Here is a 12234-nt window from a genome sequence, read left to right as displayed (position 1 = left end):
TATATCGGCCATTTTCCTTGCAAAATGGGGATTTTGTCAAAATATGCGAATTCGCATTATGCTTTTATTGTACTTTATTGCATAATATACTGCAAGAACATTATCTAAGGTTTTCTTAGAAAATAAATAGGTTCATTTTTATTAAAAAGGAGTGTTATTGTATGGCCGAAGAGAAAAAGGTTCACTTCATTTGGGAAAAAACAAATTATTCAGGCTTTGTGGAGAAGGAGTATGAAAATTCTTATCTCATCGTAGTAGCAAATCCTAGTCCTGATATGGAAGAAAAATATACCAACCGAATGATTATTAGTAAAAAAGCATGTGAAACCGCAGAATAGTATTGTTGATAAAACAAGAACTACCAAAAAATAGCTTCGTTAGAGGCTATTTTTTGGTAGTTCTTTTATTTTTGTTTGTAGGTACTTAAAAATTCACGCATTTTATCTGCTGTAGTTTTTAAGTCTTCCATTTTCGGTAAATAAACAATACGGAAGTGATCTGGTTGTTGCCAGTTGAACCCACCACCATGGACTAATAAAATATGATGTTTGTGTAAGAAATCTAAAACAAATTTTTCATCATCATAAATGTCAAATTTGGCCGTATCAATTTTCGGGAAAATATAGAAAGCTGCTTTAGGCTTCACGGCTGATAAACCAGGAATATCATTTATCGCATTGTAAATAAATTCTCGTTGTTCGTAAATTCTGCCACCTGGTAAAAGTAAGTCATCGACACTTTGATAGCCGCCTAATGCGGTTTGAATGATTTGTTGTGACAACACATTCGAGCATAACCGCATGGAAGCAAGCATATTTAGCCCTTCGATATACCCTTTTACTCGTGATTTATCTCCACTCAACACCATCCAACCGCATCGGAAGCCTGCCACTCGATGTGATTTTGACAAACCATTCAATGTTACGACAAATAAATCAGGTGCTAATGTAGCAATCGGTACATGAACCAAACCATCCATGACCAAACGATCATAAATTTCATCGGAGTAAATAATTAAATCATTTTGACGTGCCACTTCGACAATTTCTAATAATAACTCTTTCGGATATAAAGCACCAGTCGGATTATTGGGATTTATAATAACGATTGCTTTTGTATTCGAAGTTATTTTTGATTTTATATCATCAATGTCTGGATACCATTCTGCTTGCTCATCACAAATATAATGAACGGGCGTACCGCCCGCCAAAGAAACAGATGCAGTCCATAAAGGATAGTCTGGCATTGGCACAAGTACTTCATCGCCGTTATTTAACAAGCCTTGCATACACATGGTAATTAGTTCACTCACGCCATTACCAGTGTAAATATCATTAATCGTTACATTAGGAAATTTTTTTAATTGGCAATATTGTTCAATCGCTTTTCTTGCAGAAAAAATACCTTTTGAATCGGAATAACCTTCTGAATCGCGAACATTTACAATCATGTCGCGCACAATTTCATTTGGGGCATCAAAACCAAATGGCGCTGGATTCCCTGTATTTAATTTCAAAATACGTATGCCCTCTTCTTGCATGCGTTCTGCTTCTTCTAAAACAGGACCACGGACATCGTAACTTACGTTATTTAATTTATCGGATTTTTTAAAATTTCTCACACGGACTCCCTCGCTTCACAAATTTATACTCTAAAGTTACGCCAACTATAATGAAAAAGCAATAATAAATATCAGAATTTAATAAAAAATTGATGGTTTTTCCGTAATAAACAAGAGCGTGGGACAAAAATCACTTTGGATTTTTGCTCCACGCTCAAAAACTGATAAACGGTGGGAACAGAAGCAACTCCTTCTTATTTCTCGGAGTTAAACACTTCTGTCCCGACCTCTTGTTATACTAGTCGATGCAGATGATGGGACTCGAACCCACACGGACATCTGTCCACATGACCCTCAATCATGCTTGTCTGCCAATTCCAACACATCTGCATTTTAAGAGCACTTATTTATCCTAAAATAATTACTGGTCTTTGTCAAGATAACAAAGACCAGAATCGTTAGATTTGTTCTTTTTTCGCTTGCCAGGACAAACGCCCATGACATTTTCCGCAGACATATCGTGTCGTATCAATTCGTCGTTTTCTGAGGATGACTTCTCCACAAGACTGACATTGGTACTGATGGAAAACTGCTTTTTTCCGTTCTACCAGAGGCGGTGCGTAACGGGCACCGCCAGTCTTAGCCAATAACTCTTTAAAGTCCTTATCTTTATGCTGATAGCCTTTGCCAGCTAAATGTAAATGATAGTGACATAACTCATGCTTAATGACTTTTTCCAGTTCCTCTTGTCCATACTTTAAAAAGACAGTTGGATTAAAATCCAGGTGATGCGAAGCTAAATGATAGCGACCGCCCGTAGTTTTTAACCGCCGATTAAATGTAGCTTGATGCAGAAAAGGTTTCTGAAAAAATACGATTGAAATTTTTTCCACTAGCGTTTGAAGCGCTTGATCTGTCATCAAGACTGGTTGAGACTCTTTCATTGTTACTCTTTTCTATCAGCCCGAGGCAACATGGTTAAACTAATACGCCCCTTTTTCAAGTCAACATCTTCTACCCAAACTGTGACTACATCCCCCACCGCAACAACATCCGTTGGGTGCTTAACAAATTTGGTACTTAACTTAGAAATGTGGACTAAGCCATCTTGCTTCACACCAATATCGACAAACGCGCCAAAGTCAATTACGTTTCGAACAGTCCCTTGCATTTCCATTCCTGGTTTCAAATCTTCCATCGTCAACACGTCTTTACGTAAAAGTGGCGCTGACATCTCATCGCGCATATCACGACCTGGTTGGATTAAACTAGCAATAATATCTGTGAGTGTTTCTGAACCTACTTCTAACTCAGTAGCTAATTGATTCACTGGTAACTGTTTCAATTTTTCGATAGCTTCTGCTGTCCCTAATTCTTTAGAAGCAATCTCTGCTTTTTCTAAAATTGCTTGTGCTACTGGATAACTTTCTGGGTGAATGCCAGTGTTATCTAACACATTTTTGCCATTAGGAATTCGTAAAAAGCCAATTGCTTGTTCAAATGCTTTTGGTCCTAAACGAGGTACTTTTTTGACTTGATTTCGTGCTGTAAAGACACCATTTTCATCACGATAAGTGACTAAGTTTTGCGCCGTTGTTTTATTTAAGCCAGAAATATGTTGTAAAAGTTGAGCACTCGCTGTATTCACATCAACACCAACTTGGTTTACCGCAGTTTCTACAACAAAATCCAATTGCTCGGCAAGACGTTTTTGCGATACGTCATGCTGATATTGACCGACCCCGACTGCTTTGGGATCAATTTTTACTAATTCTGCCAACGGATCTTGCAAACGACGTGCAATGCTGACCGCACTTCGTTCTTCGACTTGTAAATCAGGAAACTCTTTACGAGCCACTTCACTCGCAGAGTAAACGGAAGCCCCTGCTTCATTAACAATCACGTAAAAGACGTCACGCTTCACCGCTTTTAATTGCTCTGCCACAAACAATTCAGATTCACGACTTGCCGTTCCGTTTCCAATAGCTACCATGTCCACTTGATAGTCTTCAATGATCTTTTTAAAGGCTGGACCAGCGGCTTCACGTTTCGCAGCAGTCGCTGGTTTATGTGGATAAATCACTTGAATTGCTAAAACTTTACCAGTTTCATCGACAACTGCTAATTTACAGCCTGTCCGATAAGCCGGGTCAAATCCTAGAACAACTTTTCCTTTAAGTGGTGACTGTAATAATAAATTACGTAAATTTTCACCGAAAATTGCAATCGCTTGTTCATCAGCTTTTTCTGTTAATTCATTGCGAATCTCCCGTTCAATCGCTGGTCCAATGAATCGTTTATAGCTATCTAAATAAGCAGCCTCAATGTATGGAGCAGCTAAACTTGTTGCTTGCTTGCCGATTAGTTGACGTTGGAAATAATCATTAATTTTTGTTTCATCAGCGACAAGGGAAACCTTTAAAATGTCTTCTTTTTCACCACGATTCGTTGCTAAGACACGGTGCGGCACCATTTTGCTAACTGGTTCTGCAAAATCGTAATACATTTCATAGGTCCGCTTTTCGTCTTTTTCTTCGTCCTTAACTACGCTAACGTATTGCGCATGTTTAACCATATAATCACGTAACCATGTTCGGTATTTTGGTTCATCGCTAATACGTTCTGCTAAAATTTCATGAGCACCTTGCAAGGCTATCTCGGCGGTTGCAACTTCTTTTTCTTCATTAATAAAAGTAGCCGCTTTAGCTAAGATATCCGCGTTTTCAGGTAAAGAGAGCAACCAATCTGCTAATGGTTCCAACCCTTTTTCTTTCGCGATAGTCGCTTTGGTCCGACGTTTTTGTTTATATGGTCGATACAAATCTTCCACTTGTTGCATTTTTACTGCTTTTTGAATATCTGTTTTGAGTTCTTTTGTTAGTTTTCCTTGCTCTTCAATTAAACGGAGAACTTCTTCTTTCCGCTTTTTCAAGTTTTGTAAATAATGATAACGTTCTTCTATTTCACGGATTTGGACTTCATCTAAACTTCCAGTCATTTCTTTCCGGTAACGGGCAATAAAAGGAACTGTATTTCCTTCATTTAATAAAGTTAAAACCGTTGTTATTTGTTTTGAACGATACGTTGTCAATTCTTTTTGAAGTAGCGCTACTACTTCTTCGTTATAAGCTTCTGCCATTAACTAGATACCTCTTTTCTTATGCATACTTATCTATTTTAGCATATTTTTGCTTCTAAATATAGAAGTGAGGTAACTGATTCGTGCGATTAAGGAATCAAAATTCTGGTTGCCACGCAGGGGTGCGTTTTTGATATTCGATATCTTGGACAATGCCTGTTTCATTAAAAATTACACCATGTAAAGAGCCGCCAAAAATAGCACCACCATCTATCCCAATTTTTCCATCACTTTGCCAAAGGTCCGTGGTCTGCATATCACCATGTAACATCGGAGTAATGGTATGACCAAAAACAATGGTCTTGCCTGTATTATTTTTCCCTTGATGAAAGGGTTCGCGAATCCACAAAAAATCCTTAGGTGCTGTTTGCCGCCAATCTTCCATCGTTAAATCAACCCCAGCATGCACAAATAAGTAATGCTCCCATTCAAAATAAAGTGGTCGTTTTGTTAAAAAATCAATTAACTCTGGATAGCGACTACGGATCATTAAGGCCATTTCTGTTGGTGAGTATTCTGCAGTAGCTCCTGGATGCAAGAGACTTTCAATTGTTTCCTTGCCACCATTGCGAACATATCCTGCAAACCAGTCCTCTGGATTTTGAAGAAACTGCAAAAAATATTCTTCATGATTGCCTCGTAAATAAACAGCGCCGTGTTGCTCGACAAGTTCTTTTCCTTTGAGAAAACAGGCTTTAGAATCCGGACCACGGTCGTTTAAATCACCAATTAAAACTAGCTGATGCTCGACTGGGTCATAGTCTGTGAGTAAGGCATCAAACAAATCTGCTTGTCCATGAATATCACTGATTACATAAACATATGGTTTCATAAATAAGCCCTCCTAACTTGCTTATATTAAGTATACGCTAAATTTTAAAATATTCTCGTAAAATGTTTGGAAATAAGAAACGAAAATAGGACATAAGTCAAAACGACTTATGTCCCACTCTCTAAATCTTAAAATAATCAGTTGAACAAAAGCAGCACCTGCAATTACTCGTTGCAATTTAGCTTTCAAGAGTGATGAACACTTGGAGCTAACTGCTTTTGTCTCTGACTCGTTTGGTTTATTTTTTCTTCTTACCGCCAAACGCATCTTTCATTTTATCAAAGAAGCCTTCTTCTTGTTGTTCAGTTACATTTTGTCCACCAGCTTTTGCAAAAGCTCGTAGGGCATCCTTTTGTTCTTCATTAAGATTTTTTGGTGTTATTAATTTCACTTTCACGTGTTGATCACCATTGCCCCCACCACGTAAACGTGGCGCACCTTTGCCTCTTAAGCGGAAGTTTGTGCCAGTTTGTGTTCCAGCCGGAATTTTTAATTTCACGTCACCATGAACAGTTGGGACAGTTACTTCGTCCCCTAGAGCCGCTTGGACGAAACTTACTGGTAAATCATAGTAGATTTCTGCGCCATCTCGATCGAAAATATCACTATCTTCAACACGAAAGACTACATATAAATCACCATATGGTCCACCATTGGTACCCGCTTCTCCTTGGTTAGCTAAGCGCATTTGTTGACCGTCTTCTACTCCAGCAGGCACATTTACTTTGACAGTATGTGCTTTTTTCTCATGACCTGTGCCATGACAAGTTGGACATGGTTCTTTAATTTCTTTCCCTGTGCCATGACACACATCACAAGTTTGACGACTCATCATACGACCTAATGGCGTTTGACGTTCAACATTGATTGTTCCAGAGCCATGACATTTATGACAAGTTTCTGGGTGCGTGCCTGGTTTGGCACCATTACCGCCACAGGTTGCACAAGTATCTTCTCGATTGTACTTAATCTCTTTTTCGACACCGAAAATAGCTTCTTCAAATTTCAATTGAATTGTATATTGTAAATCGGCGCCTTGTCTTGGTGCATTTGGATCAACAGAACGGCCACCGCCGCCGCCAAAGAATGAATCGAAAATATCTTCGAATCCACCAAAACCACTACTGCTAAATCCGCCGCCACCGAAACCGCCAAAGCCACCAGCGCCGCCACCGTAATTAGGATCAGTTCCTGCATGGCCATATTGGTCATAGGCCGCTTTTTTCTGTGGATCACTTAATACTTCATACGCTTCAGAAACTTCTTTAAATTTTTCTTCCGCATCGGCTTCTTTGTTAATATCTGGATGGTACTTTTTGGAAAGTTTGCGGTATGCTTTTTTAATTTCATCATCTGAAGCACCTTTTGCTAATCCTAGCACTTCATAATAATCTCGTTTCGTCGCCATTGACTTCCCTCCAACTTTCTTCAAACTTTACAATGTGTTTAGAACCAGCCAAATTCATCGATTGCTTTCGGTCTCTCTGGTTGGATTATCTGTCACACCTTGAATCAGTGTTACTAGCTGTGAATAGGTATTTTCAGCTTGTTTAACATCGTTGTAATCATACCACAGTTCTTTCAAAACCTAAATAGTTTCTTGCTAACTTGATTGTGGTTGATTTTCTCACAAAAGACAAGGGACTGGGACATTAGTCATTGTACTAATGATCCAGTCCCTAAAATCAATTGTTATTGATTATTTGTCATCACCATTTACTTCTTCAAAATCAGCATCAACAACATCATCAGCGCCACCTTGAGCAGCTTCAGGATTTTCTTGTGCTTGTTGTTGCGCAGCTTGTTCGTAAAGTTTTACTGTTAAGTTTTGGACGATTTCATTCAATGAATCACGTTTTGCTTTCATTTGTTCGATATCGTTTGCTTCGATGGCTGCTTTTAATTCATCACGCGCATCTTCTGCTTTTTTCACTTCTTCAGCGTCTACTTTGCCTTCTAATTCTTTCAATGTTTTATCAACAGTGAATAATAAAGCATCTGCATCGTTACGTAAGTCAACTTCTTCTTTACGTTGTTTATCTGCTTCAGCGTTTGCTTCAGCATCTTTCACCATACGTTCGATTTCATCATCAGATAAACCTGAAGAAGATTTAATCGTGATTGTTTGTTCTTTTTGAGTGCCTAAGTCTTTCGCACGAACATTTACAATCCCGTTTTTATCAATGTCAAAGCTTACTTCAATTTGTGGTACACCACGAGGAGCCGCAGGAATATCTGTTAATTGGAAACGACCTAATGTTTTATTATCAGCGGCCATTGGACGTTCACCTTGTAAAACGTGAATATCAACAGCTGGTTGATTGTCAGCAGCAGTTGAGAAGACTTGTGATTTACTTGTTGGAATCGTAGTGTTACGATCAATTAATTTTGTAAATACGCCACCCATTGTTTCAATACCTAATGACAACGGTGTTACGTCTAATAAGACAACGTCTTTAACATCACCAGTGATTACGCCACCTTGGATGGCAGCACCCATTGCTACTACTTCGTCAGGGTTAACTGATTTGTTTGGTTCTTTGTTTGTTTCTTTGCGAACAGCTTCAACTACAGCTGGAATACGTGTTGAACCACCAACTAGGATAACTTCGTCGATTTCAGAAGGATTTAAACCAGCATCTTTCAAGGCTTGACGTACTGGTACTTTTGTACGTTCAACTAAATCACTTGTTAATTCATCAAATTTTGCACGAGTTAAGTTCATTTCTAAGTGCAATGGTCCTGCTTCGCCAGCAGTAATAAATGGCAAGCTGATTTGTGTGCTTGTTACACCTGATAAGTCTTTTTTCGCTTTTTCAGCAGCATCTTTCAAACGTTGTAATGCCATTTTATCGTTAGCTAAGTCAATGCCATTTTCTTTTTTAAATTCTGCAACCATGTAGTCAATGATTTTATTATCAAAGTCATCCCCACCTAGGTTGTTATCACCTGCTGTTGATAATACATCGAAAACGCCATCGCCTAATTCAAGGATTGACACGTCGAATGTACCACCACCAAGGTCAAAGACAAGAATTTTTTCATCTTTGTCTGTTTTATCTAAACCATAAGCTAAAGCTGCTGCTGTTGGTTCGTTAACGATCCGTTCTACTTCTAAGCCAGCAATTTTACCAGCATCTTTTGTTGCTTGACGTTGCGCATCGTTGAAATATGCAGGAACTGTAATAACTGCTTTTTCAACTTTTTCACCTAAATAGTCTTCAGCAAAACCTTTTAAATATTGTAAGATCATTGCAGAAACTTCTTGTGGTGTATATGATTTTCCTTCAACATCAACTTTGTAGCCAGCTTCACCCATGTGACGTTTAATAGATGAAATCGTGTTAGGATTTGTAACAGCTTGACGTTTTGCTACTTCGCCCACTTGAATTTCACCGTTTTTGAATGAAACGACAGAAGGAGTTGTGCGGTTACCTTCTGGGTTTGCAATAATTTTTGCTTCGCCGCCTTCTAGCACTGCGACAGCTGAGTTTGTTGTTCCTAAGTCAATACCAATAATTTTACTCATAGTGAATATCTCCAATCTGTATTAGTTTTCTATAATAATATATTTTTAATTAACGTTTGTTATTGTGCAACAATGACCATTGATGGTCGTAACACACGATCTTGTAATTTGTACCCTTTTTGTAGAACTTCAACAATGGTATCTGCTGGGGTTTCTTCAGAAGCAGGGACTGTTTGAACGGCTTGATGTAAATTTGGATCAAAGGTTTCACCCATTGCTGGGATTTCTTCAATTCCTTCTTCTTTTAAAGCCACAGTAATACTTTCTAGCACCATCGAAATACCTTTTTTCAAGCTTTCGCCTTGTTCATCTGATACTTCAATAGCCATTGCTCGTTCTAAATTATCAATGGATGGTAAAATCTTTTTACCTAAATCTTGTGAGCGGTAACGAACTAATAATTCTCGTTCGTTTTTATTTCGATTGCTCATATTAGCAATTTCGGCTCTTGCCCGCAAGAACTTGTCTTCCATTTCGGAAAGCTCTGCTTTAAGATTTTCAATCTCTGTTGCTTCAACTTCTACTTCAGAAACGCCAGCAGCATCAACAGCTTCCATTTCTTCTTGTAATTCTTCTTGCTTCTCTTCTTTTTTACTCACTTCAGCAACTTCCTTTCTCTTTATGCATCTACTTCTTATCCTAACAAGGTTTGCTTAATTACCTAAAAAACGGTAATAGTCACCTAGTTGTGAAGCTAGCTCATGTCGAAACGTGTCTACCAAACCGAATATTTTTGAATACGGCATACTGGTTGGTCCTAGCAGGGCAATTGTTCCTTTGCCATGTCCTGATACTTCATACGTAGCAGTGATCATGCTCATATCTTCTAAGAGATTGTTGCCAATTTCTGAGCCGATACGAAAAACAATTGGATTTTCTGTTGTTGCAGAACCATTTAATAAATGCGTCAGCTCATCAGAATTTTGCATAAAGGAATAGACAGATTTCAATTGTTCAATATCTTGTTTGATGCCAAAATCTAACAAATTCATGCGACCACCGACAAAGACTTTTTCTTCAAAGGCATGTCCTAACATCTCATCGAATAAGTTCATCATTCCTTCTGGCGTTTGGAAATAGCGATGTAAAATCATCGGAATCTCCGTCCGCAAACGATGATAAACGGTCAACAAAGGTTGTCCAACCAACTTATCATTGATGATTTGTGTCATTTTTTCAAGATCTTGGCTAGAAACAGCGGCAGGAATGGCAAATACTTGGTTTTCAACATTGCCTTTATCTGTCACTATAATAGCAAGGACTTGCCGATCATTCAAAGGAACCATTCGAAAGCCGGTTAATTTCCGTTCTTTCACTTCAGGTCCTAATGAAAAAGCAGTATAACTTGTCAATTCTGATAGAATTTCAGCTGATTGTCGAATAATATCATTAATCTCATGAAATTCTTTTCCAAAAGATTGACGAATCCTTCTAAGTTCGTTCTCTTCTACTTGTGTTGGTTGTAAAAGATGATCCACGTAGTAACGATAACCAGCCATTGAGGGGATTCGCCCTGAAGAAGAATGAGTCTTAGCTAATAAGCCGTATTCTTCTAATGCTTTCATATCATTACGAATTGTGGCAGAACTAGAGGCAATGCCATCCTCCATCAATTTTTTAGAACCGACAGGTAAGCCCGTGTTCGTGTAATTTTGGATGATAAGTCTCAAGATATTTTGTTGTCTTTCTGTAATCATCGTTATTACCACCCTTCATTAGCACTCTTAACATCTAAGTGCTAACTACATATACTAATATAACAAGTCCTTACCTTTTTGTCAAGGGAAATACGCAACTTTTTAGCACTCTTAACACAAGAGTGCTAATTACTGCAAATCACCTTCAAAACCCACTAATACCAGCCTTTGTGATAAAAAAACCATCGAAATGCTTTGTCACACTTCGATGATTTTTTTATTTTTTTACTCTTTTTCACTTAACAAAAATGCTTCAAAAACATTATTCCCCACAAATAGTCCTTTTTTCGTTAAACGTAAGATATCTGCTTCTTCAATTAATAATTCTTCTTTGATTAAGCGTTGAATGACCTCTCCATAAATTGCTTCAATTGGTTCATGAAATTTTTGTTGGAATTTTTGTTTAGAAATGCCTACTTTTTTACGTAAGCCTAAAAATAGCTCTTCTTCTATTTGATTTAGACGAGTTAATTCTTCAGTCTCCACAATTGGCAATTGATTTTCTCGCAAGGGTTTCAAATAATGTTGGATTGGACCGTGATTTTTGTAACGAGTTTGCCCAAGATAGCCGCTGGCACCTGCGCCAAATCCATAGTAGTGGTCATTATTCCAATAAGCCAGATTATGCTGGCTTTCTTTTCCTGTTAAAGCAAAATTACTGACTTCATATTGGTGACGTCCTTTTTTCTCCATTGCTTCAATCGTTTCGTCAAACATTTGTGCTTCGATTTCTTCTTCAGGCAGCTGTAACCGTCCTTGACGAACCCAGTTCATGAACATTGTTTTATTTTCAAGAATTAATGAATAAAGCGAATAGTGCGGCAAGTCCAATGCTAAGGCTCTTGTCAAAGTATCGCGAAAACTTTCCAATGTTTGTCCAGGTAAAGCATAGATTAAGTCAATACTGACATTGGTAAAATTTTCTTTCTCTAAAAATTTCATTGTTTCATAAACATCTGCGGCGGTGTGCTTGCGACCGATTTTTTTGAGCAAGCGATCATCAAATGTCTGAACGCCCATCGAAAGACGATTGACGCCATAGTTTTTCATGACTTGTAATTTTTCTTGGGTTAAATCACCAGGGTTTGCTTCCACCGTAAATTCATTTCGGTCATCAAACGTTAGCTGTTCGCGAACCCCTTTTAGTAGCACATCTAACTGTTTCGCTGATAATGAAGTTGGCGTGCCTCCGCCAATATAGATGGTTTTCATTTCTTGTTCTGGATACAATGCTTGTGTAAGTTGAATTTCTTTTAATAAACTCTGAATATATTCATCAACTGGTTGTCCTTCTAAAAAGACCTTGTTAAAATCGCAATAATAACAAATATGCTCACAAAATGGAATATGAATATAGGCCGACCGATCGAACATCGGCGTTGAAGTTGAAAGTTGGTTTGTTTTGGTCATTAGCTCGTTTTATCTCCTTATTACCAAAAAGCTCGTTCTTTTTGGAAAGTCTCTACTAGCCATACT

Annotated in this window: 11 protein-coding genes and 1 tRNA gene; 1 reads left to right on the top strand and 11 read right to left on the bottom strand. The window is 38.1% G+C overall.

Going from position 1 to position 12234, the window contains the following annotated elements:
* Positions 1 to 161: 161 nt before the first annotated feature.
* Positions 162 to 338 (top strand): hypothetical protein, encoded by a 177-nt coding sequence (locus IGK70_RS05980; RefSeq protein WP_002357816.1) that lies wholly within the window; start codon positions 162 to 164, stop codon positions 336 to 338.
* 65 nt (positions 339 to 403) lie between these two features.
* On the opposite strand, the gene IGK70_RS05975 is transcribed toward IGK70_RS05980, so the two are convergent.
* The 11 genes from IGK70_RS05975 to hemW all read right to left on the bottom strand — a co-directional run bounded on the left by IGK70_RS05975 (position 404) and on the right by hemW (position 12132).
* On the bottom strand, positions 404 to 1621 hold the full coding sequence (locus tag IGK70_RS05975) for a pyridoxal phosphate-dependent aminotransferase (RefSeq protein WP_002357817.1): 1218 nt from the start codon (positions 1619 to 1621) through the stop codon (positions 404 to 406).
* A gap of 246 nt (positions 1622 to 1867) precedes the next feature.
* Positions 1868 to 1951, bottom strand: a tRNA-Leu gene (locus tag IGK70_RS05970).
* A 68-nt stretch (positions 1952 to 2019) separates the two neighbouring features.
* A complete protein-coding gene (locus tag IGK70_RS05965; RefSeq protein ID WP_002365561.1) occupies positions 2020 to 2481 on the bottom strand; it encodes a SprT family protein in 462 nt (153 codons plus the stop codon).
* Between the two features lie 26 nt (positions 2482 to 2507).
* On the bottom strand, positions 2508 to 4700 hold the full coding sequence (locus IGK70_RS05960) for a Tex family protein (protein ID WP_002366578.1): 2193 nt from the start codon (positions 4698 to 4700) through the stop codon (positions 2508 to 2510).
* Positions 4701 to 4797: 97 nt separating this feature from the next.
* On the bottom strand, positions 4798 to 5532 hold the full coding sequence (locus IGK70_RS05955) for a metallophosphoesterase family protein (protein ID WP_104855715.1): 735 nt from the start codon (positions 5530 to 5532) through the stop codon (positions 4798 to 4800).
* 238 nt (positions 5533 to 5770) lie between these two features.
* Entirely contained in the window at positions 5771 to 6940 is a 1170-nt protein-coding gene (dnaJ, locus tag IGK70_RS05950; RefSeq protein ID WP_002357822.1) for a molecular chaperone DnaJ, read from the bottom strand.
* A 54-nt stretch (positions 6941 to 6994) separates the two neighbouring features.
* Complete coding sequence (locus IGK70_RS05945) at positions 6995 to 7117, bottom strand: hypothetical protein (protein ID WP_002357824.1); 123 nt, start codon at positions 7115 to 7117, stop codon at positions 6995 to 6997.
* Between the two features lie 114 nt (positions 7118 to 7231).
* Complete coding sequence (dnaK, locus tag IGK70_RS05940; protein WP_002357825.1) at positions 7232 to 9061, bottom strand: molecular chaperone DnaK; 1830 nt, start codon at positions 9059 to 9061, stop codon at positions 7232 to 7234.
* Between the two features lie 59 nt (positions 9062 to 9120).
* Positions 9121 to 9660, bottom strand: coding sequence for a nucleotide exchange factor GrpE (gene grpE / locus IGK70_RS05935; protein ID WP_002357827.1), 540 nt, complete (start codon positions 9658 to 9660; stop codon positions 9121 to 9123).
* A 54-nt stretch (positions 9661 to 9714) separates the two neighbouring features.
* Positions 9715 to 10758, bottom strand: a complete 1044-nt coding sequence (hrcA, locus tag IGK70_RS05930; RefSeq protein WP_002357828.1) for a heat-inducible transcriptional repressor HrcA — start codon at positions 10756 to 10758, stop codon at positions 9715 to 9717.
* A gap of 225 nt (positions 10759 to 10983) precedes the next feature.
* Positions 10984 to 12132, bottom strand: coding sequence for a radical SAM family heme chaperone HemW (hemW, locus tag IGK70_RS05925; protein WP_002357829.1), 1149 nt, complete (start codon positions 12130 to 12132; stop codon positions 10984 to 10986).
* Positions 12133 to 12234: the final 102 nt, after the last annotated feature.

Origin of the sequence: Enterococcus sp. DIV0358 (assembly GCF_051713465.1) — a bacterium.
Classification (GTDB): Bacteria; Bacillota; Bacilli; order Lactobacillales; family Enterococcaceae; genus Enterococcus; species Enterococcus faecalis.
The sequence above is the reverse complement of the archived record's forward strand: the minus strand, read 5'-3'. Positions and strand labels throughout refer to the sequence as shown.